Origin of the sequence: Paenibacillus glycanilyticus NBRC 16618 (genome assembly GCF_004000805.1) — a bacterium.
Taxonomy (GTDB): Bacteria; Bacillota; Bacilli; order Paenibacillales; family Paenibacillaceae; genus Pristimantibacillus; species Pristimantibacillus glycanilyticus.
In genome coordinates this window covers 83,651-107,894 of sequence record NZ_BILY01000012.1, presented here as the reverse complement: position 1 = coordinate 107,894, position 24,244 = coordinate 83,651, and the positions used below count along the sequence as shown (strand labels likewise).

Annotated in this window: 25 protein-coding genes; 6 read left to right on the top strand and 19 right to left on the bottom strand. The window is 54.0% G+C overall.

From position 1 onward, the window contains the following. The first annotated feature begins 12 nt into the window (after positions 1-12). Both PGL01S_RS12130 and PGL01S_RS12125 read left to right on the top strand, forming a co-directional pair. Entirely contained in the window at positions 13-651 is a 639-nt protein-coding gene (locus tag PGL01S_RS12130) for a DUF2306 domain-containing protein (protein ID WP_127494897.1), read from the top strand. 71 nt (positions 652-722) lie between these two features. Beyond that, entirely contained in the window at positions 723-1,709 is a 987-nt protein-coding gene (locus PGL01S_RS12125) for a GNAT family N-acetyltransferase (RefSeq protein WP_127494895.1), read from the top strand. Positions 1,710-1,766: 57 nt separating this feature from the next. On the opposite strand, the gene PGL01S_RS12120 is transcribed toward PGL01S_RS12125, so the two are convergent. Then, entirely contained in the window at positions 1,767-2,693 is a 927-nt protein-coding gene (locus tag PGL01S_RS12120) for a methyl-accepting chemotaxis protein (RefSeq protein WP_127494893.1), read from the bottom strand. 160 nt (positions 2,694-2,853) lie between these two features. Here PGL01S_RS12120 and PGL01S_RS12115 point away from each other — a divergent pair, with 160 nt between their 5' ends. Then, positions 2,854-3,732: a MerR family transcriptional regulator gene (locus PGL01S_RS12115; RefSeq protein WP_127494891.1), complete on the top strand. Its 879-nt coding sequence runs from the start codon at positions 2,854-2,856 to the stop codon at positions 3,730-3,732. A gap of 35 nt (positions 3,733-3,767) precedes the next feature. Here PGL01S_RS12115 and PGL01S_RS12110 read toward each other — a convergent pair whose 3' ends face one another. The 3 genes from PGL01S_RS12110 to PGL01S_RS12100 all read right to left on the bottom strand — a co-directional run bounded on the left by PGL01S_RS12110 (position 3,768) and on the right by PGL01S_RS12100 (position 6,344). Next, positions 3,768-4,718, bottom strand: coding sequence for an SDR family NAD(P)-dependent oxidoreductase (locus tag PGL01S_RS12110; protein WP_127494889.1), 951 nt, complete (start codon positions 4,716-4,718; stop codon positions 3,768-3,770). Between the two features lie 113 nt (positions 4,719-4,831). Beyond that, positions 4,832-5,353: a TetR/AcrR family transcriptional regulator gene (locus PGL01S_RS12105; protein ID WP_127494887.1), complete on the bottom strand. Its 522-nt coding sequence runs from the start codon at positions 5,351-5,353 to the stop codon at positions 4,832-4,834. Positions 5,354-5,513: 160 nt separating this feature from the next. Further along, positions 5,514-6,344 carry an SDR family oxidoreductase gene (locus tag PGL01S_RS12100; RefSeq protein ID WP_127494884.1) on the bottom strand — a complete coding sequence of 277 codons (831 nt, stop codon included), beginning with the start codon at positions 6,342-6,344 and terminating at the stop codon, positions 5,514-5,516. Positions 6,345-6,464: 120 nt separating this feature from the next. Here PGL01S_RS12100 and PGL01S_RS12095 point away from each other — a divergent pair, with 120 nt between their 5' ends. Beyond that, the gene (locus PGL01S_RS12095) at positions 6,465-6,878 is read left to right on the top strand and encodes a MerR family transcriptional regulator (RefSeq protein WP_127494882.1); all 414 of its coding nucleotides are present in this window, start codon (positions 6,465-6,467) and stop codon (positions 6,876-6,878) included. Positions 6,879-6,922: 44 nt separating this feature from the next. Here the strand turns inward: PGL01S_RS12095 and PGL01S_RS12090 are convergent, their stop codons facing one another. The 11 genes from PGL01S_RS12090 to PGL01S_RS12040 form a co-directional block, all read right to left on the bottom strand. Next, entirely contained in the window at positions 6,923-8,878 is a 1,956-nt protein-coding gene (locus tag PGL01S_RS12090) for a GTP-binding protein (RefSeq protein ID WP_127494880.1), read from the bottom strand. A gap of 35 nt (positions 8,879-8,913) precedes the next feature. Further along, positions 8,914-10,209 (bottom strand): MFS transporter, encoded by a 1,296-nt coding sequence (locus PGL01S_RS12085; RefSeq protein ID WP_127494878.1) that lies wholly within the window; start codon positions 10,207-10,209, stop codon positions 8,914-8,916. Positions 10,210-10,332: 123 nt separating this feature from the next. After that, positions 10,333-11,325, bottom strand: a complete 993-nt coding sequence (locus PGL01S_RS12080) for a helveticin J family class III bacteriocin (RefSeq protein WP_127494876.1) — start codon at positions 11,323-11,325, stop codon at positions 10,333-10,335. A gap of 92 nt (positions 11,326-11,417) precedes the next feature. After that, the gene (locus PGL01S_RS12075; protein ID WP_244935571.1) at positions 11,418-12,731 is read right to left on the bottom strand and encodes an amidohydrolase family protein; all 1,314 of its coding nucleotides are present in this window, start codon (positions 12,729-12,731) and stop codon (positions 11,418-11,420) included. Positions 12,732-12,745: 14 nt separating this feature from the next. Next, positions 12,746-13,180 (bottom strand): NAD(P)H-dependent oxidoreductase, encoded by a 435-nt coding sequence (locus PGL01S_RS31235; protein WP_244935570.1) that lies wholly within the window; start codon positions 13,178-13,180, stop codon positions 12,746-12,748. A 312-nt stretch (positions 13,181-13,492) separates the two neighbouring features. Further along, positions 13,493-14,497: an ABC transporter substrate-binding protein gene (locus PGL01S_RS12065; RefSeq protein WP_127494872.1), complete on the bottom strand. Its 1,005-nt coding sequence runs from the start codon at positions 14,495-14,497 to the stop codon at positions 13,493-13,495. Between the two features lie 122 nt (positions 14,498-14,619). Then, positions 14,620-15,945 carry an amidohydrolase family protein gene (locus PGL01S_RS12060; protein ID WP_127494870.1) on the bottom strand — a complete coding sequence of 442 codons (1,326 nt, stop codon included), beginning with the start codon at positions 15,943-15,945 and terminating at the stop codon, positions 14,620-14,622. A 12-nt stretch (positions 15,946-15,957) separates the two neighbouring features. Then, a complete protein-coding gene (locus PGL01S_RS12055; protein WP_127494868.1) occupies positions 15,958-16,830 on the bottom strand; it encodes an ABC transporter permease in 873 nt (290 codons plus the stop codon). A gap of 3 nt (positions 16,831-16,833) precedes the next feature. Next, positions 16,834-18,186 (bottom strand): FAD-binding oxidoreductase, encoded by a 1,353-nt coding sequence (locus tag PGL01S_RS12050; RefSeq protein ID WP_127494866.1) that lies wholly within the window; start codon positions 18,184-18,186, stop codon positions 16,834-16,836. A 15-nt stretch (positions 18,187-18,201) separates the two neighbouring features. Then, entirely contained in the window at positions 18,202-18,975 is a 774-nt protein-coding gene (locus tag PGL01S_RS12045; protein ID WP_015847676.1) for an ABC transporter ATP-binding protein, read from the bottom strand. Positions 18,976-18,986: 11 nt separating this feature from the next. Continuing rightward, on the bottom strand, positions 18,987-19,793 hold the full coding sequence (locus PGL01S_RS12040; RefSeq protein ID WP_127494864.1) for a creatininase family protein: 807 nt from the start codon (positions 19,791-19,793) through the stop codon (positions 18,987-18,989). Positions 19,794-20,047: 254 nt separating this feature from the next. Between PGL01S_RS12040 and PGL01S_RS12035 the strand changes: the two genes are divergently transcribed. Next, entirely contained in the window at positions 20,048-20,833 is a 786-nt protein-coding gene (locus PGL01S_RS12035; protein ID WP_127494862.1) for a DeoR/GlpR family DNA-binding transcription regulator, read from the top strand. A gap of 51 nt (positions 20,834-20,884) precedes the next feature. On the opposite strand, the gene PGL01S_RS12030 is transcribed toward PGL01S_RS12035, so the two are convergent. The 4 genes from PGL01S_RS12030 to PGL01S_RS12015 all read right to left on the bottom strand — a co-directional run bounded on the left by PGL01S_RS12030 (position 20,885) and on the right by PGL01S_RS12015 (position 23,398). Then, positions 20,885-21,367 (bottom strand): GyrI-like domain-containing protein, encoded by a 483-nt coding sequence (locus PGL01S_RS12030; RefSeq protein ID WP_127494860.1) that lies wholly within the window; start codon positions 21,365-21,367, stop codon positions 20,885-20,887. Between the two features lie 115 nt (positions 21,368-21,482). Then, positions 21,483-22,142, bottom strand: a complete 660-nt coding sequence (locus PGL01S_RS12025; protein ID WP_127494858.1) for a hypothetical protein — start codon at positions 22,140-22,142, stop codon at positions 21,483-21,485. Positions 22,143-22,163: 21 nt separating this feature from the next. After that, complete coding sequence (locus PGL01S_RS12020; protein ID WP_127494856.1) at positions 22,164-22,970, bottom strand: AAC(3) family N-acetyltransferase; 807 nt, start codon at positions 22,968-22,970, stop codon at positions 22,164-22,166. Continuing rightward, positions 22,967-23,398, bottom strand: coding sequence for an NUDIX hydrolase (locus tag PGL01S_RS12015; RefSeq protein WP_127494949.1), 432 nt, complete (start codon positions 23,396-23,398; stop codon positions 22,967-22,969). Before PGL01S_RS12015 ends, PGL01S_RS12020 begins: the two co-directional genes overlap by 4 nt. Before the next feature lie 91 nt (positions 23,399-23,489). On the opposite strand from PGL01S_RS12015, the gene PGL01S_RS12010 reads away from it, so the two are divergent. Then, positions 23,490-23,984 carry an 8-oxo-dGTP diphosphatase gene (locus PGL01S_RS12010; protein ID WP_127494854.1) on the top strand — a complete coding sequence of 165 codons (495 nt, stop codon included), beginning with the start codon at positions 23,490-23,492 and terminating at the stop codon, positions 23,982-23,984. The last annotated feature ends 260 nt before the right edge of the window (positions 23,985-24,244 follow it).

Genomic DNA, 24,244 nt, shown 5'->3' with positions numbered 1-24,244 from the left:
AGGAGAGTTCCGATGAAAAAAAGCTGGTGGGTTCTGCTGTTGCTGTCTGTCGCCATAATGCTGCCGTTTGTTATCCCGTACGTTACTTTAAATCCCGCAAGCAGCCGTATTGAAGTTTCCTCAAGGACAATTCAATATCCTGCTCTGGTTAGCCATATCATTCTAGCCTTTATAGCCATGCTAGCGGGATTTCTGCAGTTTCACCGCACGCTGCGGCGGAACAAGCCGTCCCTGCATCTCCTTCTTGGCAAAGTATACGCAGGCTCGGTATTCCTAAGCGGCGGGCTTGCCCTTATCGTGTCCTGCTATGAACCCGACTTCGGCCGTACGTTATCCTTCCTCTTCCTCGATCTGCTGTGGCTGATCACGACGGCAATGGGTTACCGTTCTGCAAGGAAAAGGGACTGGCAGTCGCATAAGCAATGGATGATCCGCAGCTTTGCCATGACTTTAACGGCCGTCAGCGCTAGAGCCTTGGTGCCTCTCTTAATTCTTCTGTACCTGCTTCTGCACCGGTTCGCTTTGCCGGGCGGCCGTATGGGAATGATTGAAGAGGTGCTGGACAATAACATCTGGACTGCCCTTATTCTAAACTTCGTTATCGTAGAGTGGTTCATCCGCCAGCCGAAGCGCGAGCAAGTTTCATTATAATCAATTATTTCCAACCATTGGAATAAAAGGTATGCCATACTGGGATTATCCCAATAACGGTGGTGGTCAATATGAACTTTACAATCCGCAAATTAAAACAGCCGGAAGACTTTCAGGCCGTAGCGCCTCTCGTCAATCTGGTGTGGTCGGAACCAACAACGGCAGAACGGCTGCAGGAGGACGAGGACAAAATCCCTCCGGGCCAGCTGCATTATAACGAGCAAGGCGAGCTGATGGGCTGGGACCGTCCCAAGTGGGTAGCCGAAGACGAGAACGGACATATCATCGCTTACGCCATAGCCTGGCGTGCGCCTTGGACGGAGCCCGGCGCGCTCATCCATACGTTAATCGTCCACCCGGAATTCCGCGGCAAAGGCGTTGGCACTGCCATATACGGCGCCCTTCATGCCTGGGCGCAGGAGGTTAAAGCTTCACGCCTGATAAACTACAACATGAAGGAGACGGACGAGAGGTCTCTTGCTTTCGCGGAAAAGCATGGTTATTTCAAGGAACGGCTGTCCTTTGAGTCCGTGCTAGATTTACGGGAGTATACCGCGGGTGAACAGCTGGTTGCTTCCATTGGGGATGCGGAGCGAGCCGGCATACGCTTCGTTACGTTGGCGGATGAACCGGGAGAGGACAATGAACGCAAGCTGCATGAGCTTTATAAAATAACGCACCACGATATTCCCGGCTATACGGGTGATTACCCTTGGTTTGAGGAATGGAAAAAATGGACCCTCGAACTGCCCGGCGTTCGTCCGGAATGGGTTCATATCGCCAAGGACGGCGAACGCTACGTTGGCGTGGTAAGCCTGCAGCATAACGAACAGACCGGGGCCATGTACCACGAATACACGGGGGTGCTGCCGCAATACCGCGGCCGCCGGATAGCGCTTGCCCTGAAGCTGCTTGGCCTGCAATCAGCCAGAGCAGCCGGCGCTCCTTATCTCCGGACGCATAACGACTCGGCCAATATTCCCATGCTGCGCGTAAACCGAGATCTGATGGGCTTCCGCGCGGAGCCGGGCAGCTACAAGATCGTTTGTACGCTGTGACAATGACAAAAAAGCGGTTGTGTCCGGGGTTCCCCCCTGCACAACCGCTTTTCCATCCTAAATCGTATTTTTATAATCCTGAGCCTTTTCCTCCAGCTGATAAGCGGATTCTCCAATCCGGGCAAACTCGCCCACCGCCCTCCGGGCGCGCTGCTGGCTTTCCAGGATCATCGACTGCGACCGGTGCATTCCCTTCGCGATATTTCCAACCTCGGCCGCAATCCCGGCCAGATTGGCCTGGACGGCCTTGGCCGCCTCATCCGCCTGCTTAGCCAGCTTGCGAACCTCTGCAGCAACCACGCTGAAGCCCCGGCCATGCTCGCCGGCATGCGCGGCTTCAATCGCCGCATTCAAGGCCAGCAGATTCGTATGCTTGGCCACTTCCCGGATAATATGAATCGTGCTTCGCACGGACTCCGTCTCATGCTCCAGCGCGCCAAGCACCTTCATGTTCCCGCTTGATTCCAAGGCCACGCTTTCTATGGTCTGCTCGATCTGTCTGCTTCCGGCAATCCCTTCCTCCGTCCGTTCCAGCAAATCCTGCGCCATCCGCTGCAGTTCATCCGTAAGCTTTGCCGCAGCGTTTTCCCTCTCGGTAATATCCGTCGCAACCTTAAGAATTCCTTCTACGCGTCCTTCGGCGTTAAACACCGGCATATAAGTAGCCTCGAACCATAATAACCGGCCATCCTTGGATACGCGCGAGATTTTTTCCTGGAAAATCCGTCCGCTTTGGAGATTATTCCAGAGCTCCCGGTAATCGGGACTGTTCGCGAACTCGGGCGTACAAAACTGCCTGTGCATGAGGCCCTGCATTTCGTCCGCTTCGTACCCCATCGCCCGGGCAAAATTATCGTTTGCCCACAAAACTTTCCCGTCCGTACTTAGTTCAATCATAGCCAGCGACTTCTCCATTGCCGCCAGAACGAAATGCATATCCAATACTTGAGAACTGGAATGCCGATCTTGGGATACCGTGAGCATCGGATCACCTTCTACTTCCAATGTATAGTTTATGTATAGTATTTTCGTTAAAATTATACATAATTCATATTTCCATCGCAAGGAAGATCATAGGGAATGGAATAGAATCCTCTATTTTTTTTGTACAACTTATGTATAATAAAACCTGAGGTGTAAGCGTATGTATAGTATTCGTAAAGTATCCCAGTTAGTTGGGATTCCCGCTGTAACCATTCGGGCATGGGAGAACCGATATCAGCTTACCGCGCCCGTCCGAAGCACTGGCGGTCACCGTCTATACCGGGACGCCGATATCGAAACCCTGCGCTGGATCAAGCAGCAGATGGAGAGCTGTCACTTGAAAATAAGCGAAGCCGTCTCCCTGTACCGGGACAAGCAGGGGAATGAACCTGCTGAGGCGTTAAGCCAGCCAAACCGGTTTAACCGTCTGACGGATCAGCTCTACCGGGAACTTGTTGACCTGAATACCGTGCAGGCCAATGAGGTCATCGATTTATGCTTTTCCTTGTTCCATCATGAAGAGGTCTTCCATCATATTCTTACTCCCGTGATGAGACAAATCGGCACGGCGTGGGAAAATGGTGTTATTTCGGTTGCCCAGGAGCATTTCGCCTCCCAAATCATCATTCAGAGATGCACCCAGTTCATGAGAATTTTACCGCTGAATCGGAATCTTCCAAGGGCTGTCGCCTTATGTCCGGAGGGAGAGCATCATCAGATGGGTCTTATGCTCTTCACTTTGTTTCTGCGGAACAAAGGCCATGACGTCATCTACTTGGGACCGGACACTCCGCTAAACGATATTACAAGCCTGATCCGGGCTAAAAATATTGAGATTGTTGCCATCTCGTTAAATAACCCCCTGCTTGCAGCTTCCGTCGAGAAGTGGATAAGCGATTACCGTCTAGCCAATCCGTCGCTCACCATTATTGCCGGCGGCAACGGCTTTCAGGGCTGCAGCACGGCTCTTGCTCCGCTCGTATGTCCATCCGGTCCTTCGGAATGGGACAACTGGTACAGCCTTCTTTTATACCGATAACGAGCTCAGCGGTGACTCCCGTCACCGCTGCCGTGTTACTTCTTCAACTGGCTGATAGTCTCATAAATCCCTTGCTTGAAGCCGGTTGCCGGGATTGGCCCGATAAAGCGTTCATACTTCTCTCCGCTAAGGCGGAGCGGTTCCGTTGTCAGATACAGCATCTCCACGACCTCCTTCATAACGGGAACGAATAACCCGAGCAAGGACAAGCCGGCTTTTCCGAGCGGCAGAACAGCCTTCTTGCTGCCGCTCGCTTCGCGGGCGAGACGGACAATCTCATGGCCGGATATCGTATCGCCTCCGGGAATGTTCCACTCCTGGCCGTAAGCTTGATCGCGCAGCGAAATTTCAACAATCATTCTCGCCGCATCCGGCAAATAGACATATTCGCGCCGTACATTCATGTTCCCGATGAAGAAGGCCATCTTGCCGGCCGCAATAGCCTCCAGCGTGGAACCGAGATAAGAAGCTTCATTGGCGGTTGGTCCGTAATAGTCCGGCAGCCGGACAATAAGAGGGCGGGCCTGACGCCACCTGGCGTCAAACACCATTTCGGCAAATTTTAGACGCGTCTGCCCTTTACGGGTATGCGGCTGCTTCGGATGCTCCTCGGTCACCCGCTCCATCTGCCTTTTTCCGTACGGATAAATACCGTCGATGACAACGACTTTGAGGCCAAGCCGGTCTGCCGCCTCCATAACCGCTTCCCCAAGGGGAATAAGCCGCTCCTTCATCTCGTGGTAAGGAACATTCGCGCAATGGAACATCACTTCGGCGCCGCGCGATGCCTTCTCGACATCATCCGCTTTGAAAGCATCTCCCACGGCCAGCGCCAGATTTGCCGGATGCCCTAATCTTGCCGCGAAACTCTCCAGCTTCGACCGCGATCGTCCAAACGCCACAACCGGAATTCCCCGGCTCACCAATTCCTCCGTAATCGCAGCACCCGTGCCGCCCGTCGCTCCAATAACAACCGCTTTTTTCATTTCAGCCACTCCTTTTTATTTAGTGATTGATCAATCACTATTTATCGATGAATTCACTATATCATTTAGTTAGTGATTGATCAATCACTATTTTTCAAGGCTTGGCAGCCCCTTTATTTGTCCATTAACTCCGGAACGCCAAGTGCCATCGATATATTGCACAGCATGCCGCGCGCGAGGAACAGCATCGTTCTTTCCTCCGGATTCGCAAGCTTGCTGGCAGTAAACGCCTCCAGCACAATGCGGCGCACTTCCCTCAATCCCGTCTGCATAGCGGCGCGAATAGGCTCCTCCTGCATCGTCTGGGCCTGCATCTGCAGCAGCGTCTCCTGCCGGTGGGCGGCCAAAATTTCTTCGTATGTTTCAATAAGCTCCCGCTCCAGCTGATCCGGTGCCGCCGTATCTACCACCCGGTTGAACGCTTCCGCGATTCTTTCCCAGGACACCTCAAGCGCTGCCAGCATTAATGCTTCCTTCGTTGCAAAAAACTTGAATACGTAGGGCTGCGAAATTCCCGCCCGCTGTGCCACCTGCGCTGTAGTTGTCCGGTAATAGCCGCACTCCGCGAATACGTCGATTGCCGCCGAAATAATTTCCGTCCTCCGGTTTACGGACGCTGTATCCTTTTTCGCCATCGTCTTAAGCTCCTGTTAATTGTATTTTATTTATTGATGAATCACTTATTAGTGTATCAAGCTTCGTATATGCCAAGCAATATACAAGCGTTTATGGGTACAAAACCCATAAAAAAGACCCCTCCTGCTCAAAAACAGGAAAGGTCTCGCTAAGCGTTGATTACTTGTTGAAATAGTGTCCTTGCTCCAGATCCTCAAGCAGTCCCGGATGAGTTGGCTTCCAGCCGAGCAGCTCCTGCGTCTGCGCGCTTGAACGAGGAATATCAAGGCCTGCGAGCATGCCCAGGAAACCGAAGTGGCCGGCAGCCTCCTCACGGGAAATGCTGCGCACCGGCACGTTCAGATGCCGTCCGATAACAGCGGCAATGTCGCGGAACGCGATCCCTTCGTCGCCAACGCCATCCAGCCTTGAGCCTGCAGGCGCAGCCTCCACGGCAAGCCGGAACAAGGATGCCGCATCGATGCGATGCACGGCCGGCCAGCGGTTTGCCCCGTCGCCAATGTAAGCGGAGAACCCTTGCGCACGGGCCGTCTGAATGAGCTGCGGCACAAAGCCTTTATCCCGCTCCCCATGCACCGAAGGCGCAAGCGACACAATAGAGGTCCGCGCCCCGCGCTCGGCTAGTCCCAATACCGCTTCCTCCGATGCCATACCGTTCGCGTGAGCCGTAATGACAAAGGGTTTGCCGGAGCCTTCAAGCACGGCCCCCATCGCCTCAACGGCGCGAAGATCCATCGCAAGCGAGCCGTCAAAATCCGAAAAGTCATGACGGAATGCCAAATGAATGACGCCATCCGCGGCAGCCGCGCCGCGCTGAAGGCTGTCGAGATCTTCAAGGGTGCCAAGATGCGCCTCCGCACCGGCCGCTTCCAATAAGGCAACGCCTTTATCGGAACGGGTAAGCCCTACAACCTCATGACCGCCTTCGATCAGCTCTCGAACAACTTCCATGCCAATATAGCCGGTCGCCCCTGTTACGAATATACGCATAGTGGATCACTCCTTATAGATAGAAAAGTAGTTGATGAATCGAACAACTACAGCATAAACTATAGAGTGAACTCTAAGGCAAGACCCCGATAATGGTATTTCTTTTTAGGAGAGAGAAGCATGAAAATTCAAGAGTTAGCGGAGAGAATGGGCTTATCCGTCCACGCGATCCGATTTTACGAAAAGGAAGGCCTGCTCGACAACCGCCACGTCCAGCGGGAGAAAAACAACTATCGCAGCTATACCGGAGAAGCGATCGATCGTCTGCGGATGATCAAAAAATTTCAAGGCCTTGGCTGTTCGCTCGCTGAATTAAAGGAGGTCTTTCAGGATCAGGATACGAATACGAAGACGCATCAGCAGATCATTGAATGGATGGAACAAAAGAAAGACGATATTGAGCGCAAAAAAGCCGAATACGATCAGATCCTCGAAACGCTCGACTGGATGATCGAATACAGGAAGGCGTTAATGCACAATCCCGAGAAGGCAGCAGCGATGCTCGAAGCTATAAAAGCCGTTTACCCTCACTAAGGGAAAACGGCTTTTCCTTTCGTTTAACCATTCAATTGCAGCAGCTAGAGCAAATGCATTTTTGCCTCCGCCTCATCCCAAGGCACCGCATAACCGGCCCCTTTCGCACAAAAGATAGACGAAGACGTATATAAAGGATCCGCATCCATCCGGTAGCCTTTCCGCTCAATGACCTCCTGCTCGTTATGACAGCGGTCGTAACCGGCGAAGATCAGCTGAATGCTGCCCCGGCCATGCGTGAAAGCGGCCAGCTCCGTGCTGTAATCCATAAAAGTCGCCACAGGCACCCGGCCCGCAACCACCGCATGGGATTGCGTGGTCTGAGGCGGATCAAACTGGCCGGAAGCGCGCTGCAAATCCGACAACACCTTGCCCAGATGGTCCAGCTCAACCTTGATTTTATACTCGTAAAACGGTTCAAGCAGCAGATTATCCGCCTTCTCAAGCCCCTGCCGGAGCGCCCGGAAGGTCGCCTCGCGAAAATCGCCGCCATGCGTATGCTCGTTATGGGCGGCGCCCGTAAGCAAAGTAATCCGCACATCCGTTAGCGGACTGCCCGTCAATAGCCCATGATGCTCGCGTTCGAACAGATGCGTCTCGATCAGATTCTGATTGCCTATGCTCAGGTCATGCACATGGGCCGCATTGTTGAACGTGATGCCGCTCCCCCTTTCGCCCGGCTCCAAGAGCAGATGCACTTCGGCGTAATGCCGGAGCGGCTCGAAATGACCGTAACCTTTTACCGGACTCGAGATGGTCTCCTTGTACAGAATTTCCGGGCTGCCAAAGACCACGTCAAAGCCGAAACGTTCCTTCACCAGCTGCTGCAGCACTTCGAGCTGAATAACGCCCATCACGTGAATATGAATCTCTTGCAGGCTCTCCTCCCAGACGACGTTTAAAGACGGGTCCTCCGCATTCAGAATGCGGAACGCCTTCAGCACATCCTTCACGGGGAGGCCTTCGGAGAAAATGACTTTCGATGTCAGCGCCGGTACCAGATCATAGGACAGCTTGTCCGAATAAAGGCCTACGCCTTGTCCCGCATCCGCTTCGGACAGCCCGATAACGGCAAACAGATCCCCGGCCGATACCTGATCAACCGCCTGCATTTTACTGCCGTTCACAAGCATAAGCCTGGTTGCCTTCTCGCAGATTTGCCCGGCCCCGCCGCTGTAGCAGAGCTCCTCTCGCACCTTGAGGGTACCGCTTAATGCCTTGATATAGGTTAACCGGGTACCGCTCTTGTCATGACGGATTTTATAGACTCTTCCTCCAAAAGGAGCTTGTCCGTTATAATCGACCGTCGTAAGCAGATGAAGCTGCTCCAGAAACTCCTTTACGCCGGTATCCTGCAGGGCCGAACCGCTAACGCAGGGGTACAGCCTGCCGCTCTTTACCATGTCCCGCAAAGCTTGCAGCCAGAAGGCTTGATCGCCTTCGCCCGCGAGGAACGCATCGAGCAGCCGCTCATCCCTCTCCGCTAGATTCTCCACTAACGCCTCTCCCGCAACGCCGCCGGCAAAGCTGTCCGTGATCAGACAAGCATCCGGCGTTAGATGCTGCTGAATGTCCTCCATTACTCGATTAACGTCCGCCCCGGTCCGGTCAATTTTGTTGATAAAAAAGAACGTCGGCACGCGGTGCTTCGAAAGCAGCTGCCAGACCGTTTCCGTATGTCCCTGCACGCCCTCCACGGCGCTCACCACCAGGACGGCATAATCCATCACCTGGACCGCGCGCTCCATCTCCGGCGAGAAATCGACGTGTCCCGGCGTATCGATCAAGTAATAAGTCGCTCCGTTATAGGTCATAACGGCCTGATCCGCAAACACCGTTATCCCTCTCGCCCGTTCAATATCGTGGCTGTCGAGGTAGGCATCCTTATGATCGACCCGGCCCCGCTCCCGTATGCTGTTCGTATGATAAAGAAGCTGTTCCGCCAGCGTGGTCTTGCCCGCATCCACATGCGCGAACATGCCAATCGTTACTTGCTTCATGCGATTCCCCTTGGTTTGATTTTGCCATTATCATATCACACCGGACGTTTCGATTGACCCGGCTCCTCTAAATTCTTCATGAACAAGGAAATGACAAAGGATACCGCAAGCAGAATTAGGGGAACCACGCAGATCAGCACCCGGAATACCGTCTCCGGCTGCGACCCCGGCTCGTCGCCGCTCTGGTAGCCGTACATAAGGCCAACAATCCAGAAAGCCACCGCCGCGATCAAGCCGCTGGACCGCGTAATAAAACCGGCTACCGCCGTATAAATTCCTTCCCTGCGTCTTCCGGTCCGCTCCGCGTCGAGATCGATAATCCGGCCGCTTAGCATTGCCGGCGTAACTAGGAACCCCGCCATCCCGAAGCCGACCAGAATGCCGGCGAGAATACCGCTGCCAAGATTGCCCGCGAACCATAGCGGAATGACGGAAAGCCCGTAAACGGCGAGCGCCAGCCGCCAGCTGAGCAGGCCGCCAAGCCTGCGGGAGATCAGATACCAGACCGCGACAAGCGGGATAATGGAGACAAAGACGGCGCCCATCAGGATGGACACCTCGCCCTCCGAGATATGCAGGTTGTATTTCGCATAGAAAGGAAGCAGGGCGGCAAGCAGGCCGTTCACCGTCTGGGCGAAGGAGCCCGCTATATTAAAGATCCAGAACGGCTTATTCGTCAGCGTCTCCCGGAAGGCGGCTATCAGCGGCAGAGGCGCTTCCTGATGAGTGCTCTCCTTCTCCCGGACGGACAAAGCGAACCAGGTCATGAAGATACCGAATACAAGCGAATAAACAACCGACATCCATCCAAAGCCGATCCATCCGTATAGAATCGGCGTCAATGCCGTTCCGATCAGAATAGCCACAATCTGAAAGCCTTGCTGGACGGCGGACGCCTTCGCCCGAAGCCGGTCTCCTTCGAACAGCTCCGGAAATAGCGCTCCGTAGTTCACCCACAGCAGTGTGGCAATTCCTTCAAACAGGATCAGCGACGTAAGCAGCCACGCGAACAGCTCCGTATTGCCAAGTCCCTCCGGGACGGAGAAGACCATGATGAAGACAAGCATAAACGCAGGCGTGGAGAAAAAGATCCAAGGCCTGCGCCTGCCGTATTTCGTGCGGGTCCGGTCGGAGAGATAGCCCGCCATCGGGTTATTGACCGCATCCCAGATCAGATAAATCGTGCGTGCTATCGTAGCCAGCCCAAGGCTAAGCCCCAGCTTTTCCACGTAGTAGTAGTTGAAGAAAGACGCAAAGGCCTGGCTTGGGACCATCATCGCAAACATCCCAAGCGCATAGGCGGTCGGAGAATTCAGGAACCTTTTGCTCACCGCTTGTTCCCTCCCTATTGCCGAAGTAAAGCTACCTTACGTCTTATGCGGCGTGTCCTCCAGTTATGCAAACAGGGCCGCCACCGCAGCAGATTGCTTGCGGGGCAGCCCTGTTTGCATAACTTAATTAAATTTGCTTTCAGGCACGTAGTAGACCTTCTGCGTGTTTTTCTTGTTTTTTGGATCCGTTACAATCGTGAAGTAAACCCTGCCGTTTTTCGTTTGCACGCCTTCAATCTCATGTTTCCCCACATTCGTGATCTTAACGAGGGACTTGTATGCGCCCGTGTTGGACATCAAGGCGATGCTCGGCGTCTGCCCTTCCGCCCCGCCCGACGTAAAGATCTTCGTGCTTCCTAGCATATCCATGCCTTGGAACGATCCGTTTGGCCTGACGATACGGCTTCCCGATTGGGTGAAGCTGGCTACGCAGGCTTTTTTAGCTGCAGCGCTGTCCATCCGAACTTGTTCGCTGCCGTCCAACAGCTTGTTTAAGGCTGCCGTATTATAGATGGACCATGTAACCGAGCCTTGGGACGTCTGTACGCGGAAAATCGTATAGTCGCTGTTCCCGCCGCCGTCCACGCGATAGGTATCGCCTAAACGCTTGCCGGTCTTATTCGCATAGTTCAAGTAGGTGAACCGGCGAAGACCCGTATAATCGTACTTCTTGCCCGCCGAGTATTTCAGCCGCGCAACCTGAAGCGACCAGTCGTACGAGGTGGACGGGTCCGCTTTTGAACTAAAGTAGAAGTAATCGACATCCTTGTAGGTATACATATCCAGCGTCTGGCCATGACCGGAATTGGTAATGGTCATTTCGTCCACGTAGGTGGCGGTGCTGCCCTTCATGAGCAGTCTCGACAGATACACTGTCCCTCCCGAGCGCTGGGTGACGTAAAGATACTTGGATGCGATGTAGGCCTTCTGGACAGCCAGGTTGTGCCTAAGCCCTTTCAGGCTATAGGCCAGAGTAGCGGACGCGTTGACGGTTTTCCCCGGACTGGCTGCAAAGGCCGGCACAACGGTTGTGCCGAACAGAAGCAAGGCAAGAAAAACGGAAATAACCATTTTAAATGGCCTGTTTACAAGACTAAGCCTCTGATTGCGAATCATTTGAATCCCTCCTCAATAACGATTACACCCGATTATCAAGGAGATAAACATCGTTTTGAATAGTCGCGTTGACCTAAAATTTGGTTAAAATTTTATAATCTTACTCCCGTTTCAATTCTTGAGTATGCCATTTCGCCACTCGCCGCGTGCAGCAGCTTTGTAATAGCAGGCGCCGTTTCCGCAACCAGAAGGCCTTGATGAAATACATATCGCGGAGCAGACCGGGTACGGATTAACTCAGCGGAATCAGGGGCATCAAACAGCAGGAAGGAAGCCGGATCGCCAACTTTCGGTCCCCCCTGCTCAAAGCCATAGCCTGCGATCCCCATTGCTTTTGCCCCGCCGTACGTAATCATGCCGGCTATATCGTTAAGATCCCGACGGCCGCACATATGGGCAAGATGAGCTGCCATATGCGCCGCATCGAGCGGATTTCCCGTTCCAAGTGGATAAAAGGGGGTGCGGATATCGTCATGCGCCAAAGCGACATTAACTCCGGCCCGGTGAAAATCTTGAATCCGCGTAATGCCGCGCCCCTTCGGAGACGTATCATAGCGGCCTTGCATAACGCTGTTAATCAGCGGGCAGGCCACAATGGAAAGTCCGGACTGCTTCACCAGCCCAAGCAGCTTCTGAAAATACGGCTCATTGTAATAAGCCGCGGCATTGGCATGGGCTGCCGTCACCTTGCTGCCGAGACCGGTCTCTATTGCAAGCGCGGCGCATACTTCAAGGTACCGCGAGGCTTCATCGTCCGTCTCGTCGCAGAAGACGTGTACCAAGGCACCGTACCGCTCGGCAAGGGAAAAAGCCTTGCGGAGGCTTAATATCCCGTCCTCGCGGGTCCGTTCCAGATGAGGAACCGCCGAAACACCGTCGGCCCCAAGCCGCAGCGCTTCCTCCAGCCTAGCTACATTTTCCGGGCAGGCAACAAGGCCGTCCTGCGGAAAAGCGATCACTTGCATATGCATGCGATCCCTGTATTTGTCCTTCAGCTCCAGCACCGCTCGCAGCGCCGTCAGCTTGGGGTCGCCTATATCAACCATCGCGCGAAGATACAGCACGCCGTAGCCGATAAACAGCTCTAACGTACGCTCCGCCCTCGCAAGGACATCTTCGCGGGTCAGCTGCTTTTTGCGGGAAGCCCATACCGAGATGCCTTCCGCCAGCGTTCCGCTCTCATTCCATACCGGATCGCCTGCCGTTAAGGTCGTATCCAGATGCACATGCGGTTCAACAAAGGGAGGCAGCAGCAGTCTGCCCCGCGCCTGAAAGACATTCCTGGCGGCTGCCCCGGCCAGCTTGCCGACCGCCGTTATTTTACCGCCTTTGATGCCCAGATCCGTTAATTCTCCGCTGCCGGGCAGCCTAACCTCGGAAACAAGCAAATCCAATGGTATTGTCATCGTATCCCCGCCATTCATTTTATGCCTTTGGTTGCTGCTGCGAATCTAGCCACTCTCGCGCCAAGCCTCCCGGCCATCCGGAGCTCGCGCTCGTCCGGCGTTCTCGAGCTGTCCGGGCCTGCCAGCGTCGAGGGGCCGTAAGGGGAACCGCCAATGGCGTCCGCGGTCAAATATTCCGGATTTTGCGAATACGGCAATCCGACGTATACCATCCCGAAATGCAGCAGCGGAATGATAGAAGTCAAGATTGTCGCTTCGTGGCCGGTATGGATGGATCCGGCGCTTGTCATCACGCCGGTCGGCTTCCCTTCCAACTCCCCGCTTGCGCACAGGCTGCCCGACAGATCGAGGAAGGATTTGACCTGCGCCGGCATGGAGCCGTAATAGGTTGGGAAGCCCCAGACAATGCCGTCCGCCCAGCGAAGATCGTCCGCCGCCGCTTCCGGCACCGACTGCTGAAGAGCTTGGGCGGCTTCGTATTTCTCCCAGCGGGCTCCAACCTGGGGCTGTCTGCCGCTGGCCGTCTTCGGTCCGGATGATCGAGCAGCGCGGTTACATTGTCCGGATGGCGGAACTCCGGGATACGAACCAGCCTTGCCGTATGCCCTTCGCTTTCAGCGCCTTGCGCGGCGGCTTCCGCCATCCGGTGAATATGTCCGTATGCGCTGAAGTAGATGACAAGCACGTTAGCCATTGCGATCTCTCCCTAGAAAAGCCGGAGCCGCGCATGCCCGCATGCAGCGGCTCCGTTGCTTCATTTGTTACTTGCCCTTGCCCGGCAAATATTCGTTCGTAAACACGTCTTCAATCGGCTCCGCATCCTTGAGGAGTCCCATCTCCACCAGCTGCGCCTGCAAGCCGGACCAGATGTCCTTGCTCATGTAGCCAACGCCGTTGGTCTCCGCATCTCCGCCGTACACAAGCGGCTCCTGCGCTTTAGCGCCATATGCCATCGCTTCAAGCTTCAGATCCGGGTTCTTCTCCTGCATCACTTTGTTGATCTCTTCGGAATGATCCTTGTAGTAGTCCCAGCCTTTAATGGATGCTTCTACGTAAGCTTTTACCGTATCCGGATGCTTCTTCAGGAAATCCTCGGTTGTATAAAGAACGTTGCCGTACTGCTTATAGCCAAGGTCATAGTTCAGGAAGTAGTCGACGTCGACGCCCTCCTGCTGCATGGAGAAAGGCTCGGAGGTAATATAAATTTGCGTGGCCGCCTTCGGATCCGCTACAAAGTTAGCCAGCGAGCCGGTATACTTCATCTCCGTCACCTTATCGAGATTATAGGCTTTCTTTAAGTACTCCCAGAACACCACGCCGCTGCCGACGAAAATTTTGTTGCCGTTCAGCTCCTTAATGTCCTTGAATTGGCCCTTATGAAACATGATGCCCTGCGGATTCTTCTGGAAGGTCGCCGCGATCGCCACAAGCGGAATGCCGTTCTGACGCGCCAGCAGGATTTCGTCCGCCTGACCCATGCCGAACTCCGCTTTGCCGCCGGCTACAATCTGGGTGGAAGAGATGCCGGGGCCGCCGGATTGAATGGTCATGTCAAGACCGGCATCCTTGTAAAAGCCTTTGTCCAGAGCGGCATACTGCCCGCCATGCTCCGGCTCCGCGAACCAGTTGGTCACCTGGCTAACCTTGGTCAGCTCCTTCGAATCCCCCGATGATTTGCTGTCCCCGCAAGCGGACAACGTAAGCGCCGCGGCAAGAAGCACCGTCATTCCACCCAGTGTTTTCTTTGATCCCGTCTTTGTCAGCATGTTTCTCTTCCCCCTAAAATAAATTGTTTTTTACTTCAAAAGCATAAACCTATCCTCTTCTTCTCTATATGTGCATCCCTCTGGCAGCGGATAAACACCGGACTTTATGGAAAAATCAAGAGTTAAACGAGTGAGCCGGAGACACTAGGCTCCAGGCCGAACCGGCTCAGCATGGAAGCAAACGTCCACTTCGACTTGTTGTACACCCACCGCGATGACGGAAGCTCTTGGAACAGCTCTTCCTCCGAGCAGGCGCCCAGCACGACAAAGCTGGCCGGATTGCCCGGGGCAATTCCGTATTGGGTAAGGCCGGCAAGCTTGGCGGGGTTGGTCGTCAGCATGCGGAGCACAGTGACGATATCTTCCTCCTTGGCCAAATGGGCCGCATAGGCGGTCATTAAGCCAATCTGCAGCAGATCCCCTCTGCCAAACGGATGGAACGGGTCCTGAATATTGTCCGAGGCTGCCGCAATGGTCACTCCCGCTTCCTCAAGCTCCCTGACGCGGGTGACGCCGCGCCGCACGTTGCCCCGGTCGCCGCGTCCCTGCAGGTAGAGATTAACCGCGGGCAAGGTAACCGCCGCTATGCCCGCATCCGCCATTTTCGCAATCAGCCGTTCCGCTTCGTTATGCTCCATCGCTGACAAGGAGCAGAGATGGCCTGCCGTTGCCCGGCCGCCGTAACCGCCTGCTTTCACGTAATCGCAGTAAATATCGATCGTTTTCATGTCGGGATTATCCGATTCATCGGTATGAAGGTCGATTGGCTTATCGAACAACTGAGCCAGCCGGAATGCCCAGCCCACATTGGTCTCCGGATTAGGCGATAGATGCGGGGCGCCGCCGATTCCGTCTATGCCCATGCGGAGCGTCTCTGAAGCAAACTCCGTCAGCTCCCGTTCATAGGCAGGGTCATAGAAGAACATCGGAAAATACTGAATGTCAACGATTCCGCTAACCTTTTCCCGGGCCTCCAGCGCCGCCTCAATCGTCCGCATCGCCATCTCGCGGCCCATATGCACCGGCACGTCGAGATGGCTGCGAAGCACGGCCGAGCCGAAGGAAGCCGAGCTCAGCGCCGCTTTCACAATGCGGTCGCGGATCATCTCTTTCGTGAAGGCCGGCGCAGCCGCCCGGTAATTCTCGATGGCCTCGAGCAGCGTGCCGGACCGGTTGCGCACCCACGGCAGGGAGTACGCTTTGTCGAGATGCATATGGGCGTCTACAAAGCCCGGCAGCATCACTTTTCCCTCCAGATCGAGCAAGGCCGTTGTCTTCAATTCGTCGAAGGAGAGCCCTTGGATCGGCAAATGCTCCGAGGAGACGATCACTCCCTCCTGGCGTTCGACCGCCGTCCACCGGCCTCCCCGCGCTTTAACCGTGTACAGTTCTTCGCTTTGCTGCAGCGGCAGCTTGACGTTAATGGCTTCCAGCGTTTCTGTGCGCAAGAGAATTCACCCCTAACCTTCGGAAGATTTCATCTCGGATTCATGCCAGGAGCTCAGCATCCACTTGGAGAAGGCGTTCACGAGCAGGAAGAACGCAATGCCGAGCAAGGATGCGGATAAGCCGCAGGCGAACAGATAAGCCGTCTGCAGGCGGGATGACGCAACGGTAATGGCGTAACCAAGCCCGCCATTGCCCCCGCCGATGCCGGCAATGTATTCGCCGACAATCGCGCCGATAACGGCAAGCGTACAAGAGATTTTGAGGCCCGCCACGATATAGGGAAGCGCCGCGGGAATGCGAAGCCGGATCATGGTCTGCAAGGGAGAAGCGTTATAGAGATAGAAGAGGTTCTTCATGTTGTGGTCGGTTGAGTTCAGACCGATAAGGGTGTTGGACAGCATCGGGAAAAATCCGATGAGAAAAGCGATAATAATGATGGCGTTCATGCCGGCTCCAAACCAGATGACGATAATAGGGGCAATAGCGACGATCGGAATCGTCTGCATAATGATGGCGTAAGGGTAGATGCTTCGTTCAATCAGCTTGGAGCTGGCGAGCAGAATGGCAAAACCAACGCCCAGAACAATACTGAGCAGGAATCCGAGCACCGCTTCGGTAATGGTTGTATATACGGATACCCACAAATTCGAGGCGTTCTCGGAGGCGGCCAGCACAATATCTGAAGGCTTGGGAAGCAAATACGGCTTCAGGCCGGATAACCGGCAGAACAGCTCCCATGCGCCGATAAATAGAATAAAGGCGATCGACGGCGGGCCTATTCTTTTCCATACTTTTTTTAGTGACGAGGTACGCAGCTTTGTTGTACTCGTGCCTGCCGACGTCCCGAACGATAATTCCGGGGTAGTCATTGTCTCCTCTCGCATCGCTTATCCCTCCTGATTCGAAATACTCTCAACCGGCGTTTGCAGCTTGCCCGGATTCAACAGTCCGCGGGGGTCGTTGGCACGCTTGGCGTTTACCATCGCATCCCACTCCCCGCGTCCTCCCATCTCCAGAATCCAGGTATGGGGGTCATTAATCCGGACGCCAATGGACCGGAAGAAGGCAATAATCTCATACAGACGTTCATGCGTCGTATAACGGACAATCGGCAGCGCCGCGGGGACAACAACGCCAGCCGTTCGGATAAATTCGAGATGCATCAGCACTTCTTCGCCGAACTGCTCTTTAATAAGCGTTATCTGGTCAAGGAACCGCTCCTTATCGAAGCCTGCCTGCAAATAAGTCAGCGTCGGGTCCGTTTTAAGCGCCCATAACGTCGTATGGTTCCATGTAAAATCGGACAGCCCGATCACCTTGCGGTACTGCTCCGGCGGAATGGTGTAGCCGATTCGGCCTCCAAACTCTCTGGCATGCGCAGCAAGCCGCTCTTCGCTGCCATGCGCGGTCTCCAGCAGACAAGCGCTGCAGCCGGCTTCGAGTTTTGAAGCGATTGGCTTGAAAAAGGTTGGGATTGGCCATTCGACCGGAGCAACCAGCCGTTTGCGAATGGAATCATCCAGCGCAACCGCATGAGAGAACCGTGCCGCCGATTGGAAATCATCGAACTGGACAACCGTTTGCGTCCATTCCACCTTTGCCGCAATCGGAATAACGACCTCGACAAGCACGCCCGTCGTTCCGTAATTATGGATATAAGCGATCAGATCGTCTCCCTTGACGGTCAGCCTGCGCGGCGTTTCTTCCACCGTCAGGATGACTGCCTCCAGCACGTTGCCGTCCCAAAGGTTGCCCCAGGTTATCGATCCAATCCCGCCCGAGCCGCCGCTTACGAAGCCGCCAACCGTTGCTTTCACGTAGGTGCTCGGGTAAATCCGGAGCTCTTTCCCCTCGGAACGGAGAAGCTTCTCGAGTCCGCCAAGCCGAACTCCGGCCTGCACGCGCGCATAAGTATCGGTTACTTCAATGACCTTGTCGAGCTTGCTCAGATCAAGAACAATGCCGCCTTCGAGCGGAACCGCCTGACCGTAGTTGCCGGTACCCGCGCCGCGGGTTGTCACCGGAACCCGGTGCTTCCAAGCGTAAGCGAGCACGCTCGCCGTCTCTTCCACGGAATGCGGGACGGCAATCGCCTCCGCCCTTTTATCCTGAAGCAGCGGGACCAGCACCGGGGAATACCAGTAATAATCCTTGGATAATTTCTCTACCTGCCCCGGTTCCGACAGCAGCCTCTCCTCCCCGACCGCTTCCCGCATTTCAACCATCCAATCCTTCAACATGGTTTCTCCTCCTCTCTAATGCTTAAGGGCTTGCGACACGGAACGGACAATCTGCCCGAATTCCGGCGTTGTACGGAATGACTCGTCGCGCGGGAACGGTACCGGCACGTCGATTAGATCGGATACCTTGCCCGGACGAGGGGTCATAACCGCGATGCGAGTCGACAGAAATACAGCTTCAAATACGTTATGGGTAACAAAGAGTACGGTCATTTCCGGATCCTGCCGCCATAGCTCGAGCAGCTCGATCTGCAGCGTCTGGCGCGTAATTTCATCAAGCGCGCCAAAGGGTTCATCCATCAGCAGCAGCTTGGGTCTCGCCACCAAGGCACGGGCAATCGAAGCCCGCATCTTCATCCCGCCGGACAGCTCGCGCGGCATGGAGCGCATATGGTCCTTCAGGCCAACCATCTCGAGCACGCGTTCCGCCTCACGCTGTCTTTCCTTGCGCGGTACTCCGCGAAGCGCCAGCGGCAGCGTCACGTTATCAATGACCGAGTTCCAGGGCAGAAGCGTATGATCCTGAAAAACAAAAGCCGTATCGGACCGCTTGCGGGCAACACTTGCCGATGCTCCCATGACCTGCAGGGTTCCGCTGCTTGGATTGGATAACCCGGTAATCATCTTGAAGATCGTCGATTTCCCGCAGCCGGACGGACCGACGAAACAAAGGAATTCTCCCTCGTGGATCGTCAGATCAACCTCTTTGACCGCTACCGTTCCGTTCGGATATACCTTGGACAACCGCTCCATCCTTACCCATTCCTTGGCTCCCGTCATTGTTGTCATGGTAATCCCCCCTATTCGTTCTTCAGTGATGCCATACCAAACGATGCAATATGCAGCAGTGCCTCCGCCAGGAGCGGCCCGGCCGTCTCCAGCATCGCTGCCCCTCTATCCGGCGTAGCTTTGGTGGCGTCTCCCGCCACTCCGCTGCCCGAAATATCGTCCATTACCCAAGCAAAGGACCGCGAACGGAACGAGAAATAGCGGGAATCCGGGAACCTCGGCATCTCGCGGGGCGCAAGCTCCGCGTGAACCCAACCCGGACATGTCGCCATAACAAGAGACGTCTCCACGTCGCCGGCATGAATGCCGCATGCTTTTTCCGCTTCATCCGTAAAGGAATCGCTGTAACCGACTGCGCCGGGATCCAGCCGGTAGACCTCAAGTCCTGTCGCTATCCGGATTTCCCTCGCCATCATTCCTAGCAGATCCGCATTGCCGCCATGCGTATTAAAGAGCAGCAGCTTGCGGAAGCCGCTTCGGGCAAGGGAAGAAGAGATATCCTCCAGTACCGCCATTAATGTCTTGGCTGACAGGGTAATGGTCCCCGGATGACCGGCATGCTCGGTGCTTTTTCCGTAACTCACGGATGGCAGCAGCCAGATGGACGAATCTTCGGGCAAATGCTCGAAAGCCTTAGCCAGCATCGCTTCGCCAAGCAGCGTATCCGTAAACACCGGCATATGCGGACCATGCTGCTCCACTGCGCCAACGGGCAGCACAAGCAGCACATCGTCTTTATTCATGGATGCAATCTCTTTGGTCGTCAATCTTGGCAGGAACTTGCGGTCATAGGCTTCTCCCTGATAACGAAAGAACATGAAACGCTCACCTCTTCATAAAATAAATGTAAGATTAAATAACATGCATACGACGGGCAGCAACGAATTTCATGAGGGTCTAGCAAATTTTCTGAATTTTGAGTAAACTAAAGTCACACTTAAGTAACACGAAATAACCTCATATTCACCTTATATCACACAAACGAAAGTTTGTATACAGAATTTTCACACAATTGAACAAATACATAACATGTTTAGTTAGAGTTGAGGCAGCTAATAGGAGGAGATCAATTATGCTAATCGGAACACGCCGTCACGAAATTATGATGCTATTGGATTCAAAGCCGCAGTTAACGATCCTCGAGCTTGCCGAGCAGTTTAACGTCTCCAAGATGACGATTCGCCGCGACCTCGATCTTCTGCAATCGGAAGGTAAAATTCAGCGCTTCCATGGAGGCGCCGTCAAGGTAAAACGGTTCATGGGCGCCAAATACGAGCAGCGGGCAAACGAGCATAAGGCGGAGAAGCTGGCTATTGCCAAGGAAGCCGCCAAGCATATTCAGGATGGCATGAGCATTATTCTGGATGCAGGGACAACCGTGGCTTCCATGGTGGATGAACTGGAGAGGTTTAAAGGGCTTAAGATCATTACCCGTGATCTGCATACGGCTCTGATGCTGTCCAATGAGGAGAGATTCGGCAGCTTCGACGTGTATTGCACGGGAGGAAGAATAAGCAAATGGGCGTATAGCCTGGACGGCTTTTATGCGGAGAAAATGCTGCAGTCGCTGACTGTCGATGCCGCATTCCTGACTTGCGAGGCCGTCTCTTTGACGAAAGGCGCCATGGCTTGGTCTCCGAACCTTGTGGGCGTCCGGCAGACCACCATGGAAACTGCGGGCAAAACGATTCTGCTGTCCGATTCCACCAAGTTCAGCTACAATTCGCTTGCGATTTTTGCATCCCTCGATGAGTTTGACGAGATTATTACCGACAGCCGTCTGGATGAGTATGAAGCAGCATCATATCGCAAATCCGGCCTGCCGTTAACGATAGTATCCGCCACTGCCAGGGGATAAAATTAAAAAGCCTCCGCAGACAAGATCTGCGGAGGCTCCGTAACCATAGCGTTATGCTTCTGGATCAACCGGTATCATAATCGTGAACTCCGGGTTTTTGGCGTAAGGATCCTGTGCCATCGGGTATTTCTCAAAATGAGTAACATCCCCTTTATGCATCGAATAACCCTGCTTCTCAATCCAGGCGAAAATGTTCGTATAAGAGGAGTCGATATTGTCTTCCTTCTTGTGCTCGGTCATGGCATAAGTCAGAGCCGGAACGGTTACGCTGTCCATACCTTCAGGAACATCCTCCACCCGTTCGACTTCGAGAGCCGCATAATGAATAAAGCTGTCGCCTTCATGATGATAGGATAAGCCGAGTAAAATGTCCGGGTGAACAACATGCCTGATTTCCGCTAACCTTCGAATCACTTCCGTCTGAACGGCACGGATGCCTCCCTCTCCCGCTTCCTCAAACGTTCCTTCCCACCTGATTCCAACCGCTTGGAAAGAGGGCTTGCTAACCAGGATAGCTTCAAAGACCTGATCCATTCCATCAACCTCCACAATAGAGTTACCCTCTCATTTTACAAGATTTGGATTATAAAATCTGTATATTTAAAAAAGGCCGATCAACAGGGCTGAACGGCCTTTTTTACATTATTTTCTATAAGATAATATCGCCTATGTAATACGCATAAATCCGTTCAATCGGTTTGAAATACAGATGTCCGTCTTCCCACGGTTGGAAATGCAGGTCCATTCTCGAGTCGCTCCAATTCTCCGGCGTTCCCTTTGTCTGGAGACGGCCGGGCACAACAGGCACCTCCGTCACATTCGGGAATTCCTGATAGCCGAACAGGAGATTCTCGTGGATTCCGATCATCTCGTACTTGGGACCACAGAAAGCCCGCTCCTCCTGAAGCTGGTAATGGTAATACACGTAGCTGCCAATCATCTCCGGCTTCAGATGGGCAACGCGCCCCACTCTCTTCTCCACCGGATTCTTGCGAAGCCAATGCTCCCGATCGGCAGGTTCGTTAAAGTGAAAGACATCCATCATCCGAATCCATTTGCGGGGCTCAACCAGTCCCGGCCAATCCTTCAAATAAGGCTCCGCCGCACCGGCAACTTCCTCTGGGGCCAGCTTGCCGTCCATGCATTCATAGTAAAGAAAGAGATTATGATTCCAATAAAAAGCCGCTGCCGTCATCAAACGCCCCTGCTTCACGAGGCGGATAACCTGCTCATCCTGCTGCAGGGCCGCTATGCCTTCCTCCTGAAGTCCTTCCTTCCATGCTGCCCTGAACATCAATCTTTCGATCATATCGCCAGCCCCGTTCTCCCTTTAAATGAAATGCCGATGCTTAGGCAGCCACTGAACCGCGGCATCAACCGCTGTCGTCATCTCAAACAGCTTGCAGTCGGCTTGGCCTACCTTGCCATGCTGAACTTCGCTATGGAATTGCGCGCCAAACTCGTCGAAATCACCCGAGTCATACGCGTAATCCGTGAACCACTGCCAAGAACGTTCCCCATTGACCAGCATGGTCGTTCCCATCTTTTTCGTTGGCATGCGGTCAATCCTTGTCTCGGCAAGATGCAGGCTTGTACAGGAGTCGAAGCCTGCCCCAAGCAGCAGCACTTTTGCCCCTGCCGCATACAGCTTGCCAAGCGGGGACGCCTCCCCGAACTGGGGCGTTAGCGGATGGCCGGACACGATATATTCGGCATACTTGCCATTCGCGCAAAAGGATACCTGAGGGTGCTCCGACCTTAACGTGCCCGGATAAGTCCGGAACAGCTCGGCAATACGCCCCATCCCCCGGGTTGGCGTTACAGCCGGATCAAAAGCAGGCATTTCGTTGTAAATCATCTCTAGCCATTCCTGCGGAACAGGGGGATTCCCCCACTCGGCAGGATCGCTCCAGTCTCCGCACTGCGCCGGCATGACCAGCGTGCCTTCAGCCCCAACGGCTTGCAGCAGAGCCTGCACAACCGCCTGCGGGCCGCCGCATACCCAGCCTAAGCTGGACATGGAGGAATGAACGAGAAGATGGTCCCCCTCCCGTATGCCTAGCTTACGCAGATTACGCACCATGCCGCTTACCGTTACCGGCAGCCGCGTTTGTTTTATAATGTCGTGTTCGCTCATTGGCTTGTAACACCCCCAAATATTTTATCCCTGTACATACTGACCTGCTCGATCATGTGCCCGATATTCCCTTCACCTGCGTAGAGGGTCATATCGAAGAAGTTGCAATCGAGGTTCGACCAGTACAGCTCATTCTCGTCGCCGGCAACGGCAACGTCGTCCCGCTTCAACCGTCCGGCGTATACTTCCACGTAACAGTTCTGCAAGTAATACTTAAAATCCATAACGGGAACAAGGGAGATATCCCCTTTCGTAATACCGGTTTCTTCGGCTAGTTCCCGGTATGCAGCGTCTAACCCAGTCTCGCCTGGCTCGATTTTACCGCCAACCAGATTGCTTAATCCTTTGTAGGGATCCTTCAGACGCCTGCACATTAAGAGCTTGTCCATATCCCTGCTATATACCATGAGAACATTATAGCCCTGCATCATGATGCATCCTCCTTCAGTAATAGTGGCGAGAAAACCTCTGTGGTACAATAAATCTATCAATCCTAGATAGAATAGGCGGCGGCACAGCATGTCCATTACCTATAAAATGTATACGATGTGTATGGTTCAAGATAAGGATAAGGTACTTTTAATCAATAGGCCAGACCAAAAGGGTTTTCCCGGCTATATCGCCCCCGGCGGCAAAGTGGATTTCCCGGAAAGCCTCGTGAATGGCGCCATCCGCGAAGTACGGGAAGAAACCGGCTTAATCGTAAAAGACATCATCTATAAAGGCCTCGAGGAATTTTGCGATCCCACCACGAACCTGAGATATATGGTCTTCAACTACCTGGCGACTTCGTTTGAAGGCACGCTGCTCGAGAGCCCTCCCGAAGGCGAGCTGCTCTGGGTGAACAAGGATGAAGCCTTAAAGCTTCCGATGCAAAGCTGGTTTGCCCGCCGGTTCCCGCTTTTCTTCCAGGAGGGGACGTTTGAACTGAGCTACGTGTGGGATGAGAAGGTACGAGAAACGTTGGATAAAACCGAGCGCTTCTACTCTCTTGCCCCTGTTCAGCAGCATTAACCCGCAGGTTTTTTAAATTCGCACTTGAATAAAAATAGCAGCATAAGCTATACTAGTAAAAATTCAAACGAAATTAGGCCGATGAAGAGAATCCAACTCGGAGGCGTTCTCGTCAAGGGGAATTACCGTTCTCCCTAAGTTAACCGGACCCGCCCGTTACCGCGGAACTAAGTGGATTAAACAGTGGTAAAGCTGTTTAATCAATTTGGGTGGCACCGCGAGAATACAAGCGCTCTTCGTCCCAATCGGACGGTTAGAGC

Bases quoted from the DNA above. Each gene is read 5' to 3' on its own strand.
- PGL01S_RS12065 (WP_127494872.1), bottom strand. From the start codon at position 14,497: ATGCTGACAAAGACGGGATCAAAGAAAACACTGGGTGGAATGACGGTG.
- PGL01S_RS12030 (WP_127494860.1), bottom strand. From the start codon at position 21,367: ATGGATCAGGTCTTTGAAGCTATCCTGGTTAGCAAGCCCTCTTTCCAA.
- PGL01S_RS12035 (WP_127494862.1), top strand. From the start codon at position 20,048: ATGCTAATCGGAACACGCCGTCACGAAATTATGATGCTATTGGATTCA.
- PGL01S_RS12130 (WP_127494897.1), top strand. From the start codon at position 13: ATGAAAAAAAGCTGGTGGGTTCTGCTGTTGCTGTCTGTCGCCATAATG.
- PGL01S_RS12025 (WP_127494858.1), bottom strand. From the start codon at position 22,142: ATGATCGAAAGATTGATGTTCAGGGCAGCATGGAAGGAAGGACTTCAG.
- PGL01S_RS12115 (WP_127494891.1), top strand. From the start codon at position 2,854: ATGTATAGTATTCGTAAAGTATCCCAGTTAGTTGGGATTCCCGCTGTA.
- PGL01S_RS12045 (WP_015847676.1), bottom strand. From the start codon at position 18,975: ATGACAACAATGACGGGAGCCAAGGAATGGGTAAGGATGGAGCGGTTG.
- PGL01S_RS12055 (WP_127494868.1), bottom strand. From the start codon at position 16,830: ATGCGAGAGGAGACAATGACTACCCCGGAATTATCGTTCGGGACGTCG.
- PGL01S_RS12080 (WP_127494876.1), bottom strand. From the start codon at position 11,325: ATGATTCGCAATCAGAGGCTTAGTCTTGTAAACAGGCCATTTAAAATG.
- PGL01S_RS12095 (WP_127494882.1), top strand. From the start codon at position 6,465: ATGAAAATTCAAGAGTTAGCGGAGAGAATGGGCTTATCCGTCCACGCG.
- PGL01S_RS12125 (WP_127494895.1), top strand. From the start codon at position 723: ATGAACTTTACAATCCGCAAATTAAAACAGCCGGAAGACTTTCAGGCC.
- PGL01S_RS12010 (WP_127494854.1), top strand. From the start codon at position 23,490: ATGTCCATTACCTATAAAATGTATACGATGTGTATGGTTCAAGATAAG.
- PGL01S_RS12020 (WP_127494856.1), bottom strand. From the start codon at position 22,970: ATGAGCGAACACGACATTATAAAACAAACGCGGCTGCCGGTAACGGTA.
- PGL01S_RS12075 (WP_244935571.1), bottom strand. From the start codon at position 12,731: ATGACAATACCATTGGATTTGCTTGTTTCCGAGGTTAGGCTGCCCGGC.
- PGL01S_RS12090 (WP_127494880.1), bottom strand. From the start codon at position 8,878: ATGAAGCAAGTAACGATTGGCATGTTCGCGCATGTGGATGCGGGCAAG.
- PGL01S_RS12015 (WP_127494949.1), bottom strand. From the start codon at position 23,398: ATGCAGGGCTATAATGTTCTCATGGTATATAGCAGGGATATGGACAAG.
- PGL01S_RS12110 (WP_127494889.1), bottom strand. From the start codon at position 4,718: ATGAAAAAAGCGGTTGTTATTGGAGCGACGGGCGGCACGGGTGCTGCG.
- PGL01S_RS12050 (WP_127494866.1), bottom strand. From the start codon at position 18,186: ATGTTGAAGGATTGGATGGTTGAAATGCGGGAAGCGGTCGGGGAGGAG.
- PGL01S_RS12120 (WP_127494893.1), bottom strand. From the start codon at position 2,693: ATGCTCACGGTATCCCAAGATCGGCATTCCAGTTCTCAAGTATTGGAT.
- PGL01S_RS12105 (WP_127494887.1), bottom strand. From the start codon at position 5,353: ATGGCGAAAAAGGATACAGCGTCCGTAAACCGGAGGACGGAAATTATT.
- PGL01S_RS12040 (WP_127494864.1), bottom strand. From the start codon at position 19,793: ATGTTCTTTCGTTATCAGGGAGAAGCCTATGACCGCAAGTTCCTGCCA.
- PGL01S_RS12100 (WP_127494884.1), bottom strand. From the start codon at position 6,344: ATGCGTATATTCGTAACAGGGGCGACCGGCTATATTGGCATGGAAGTT.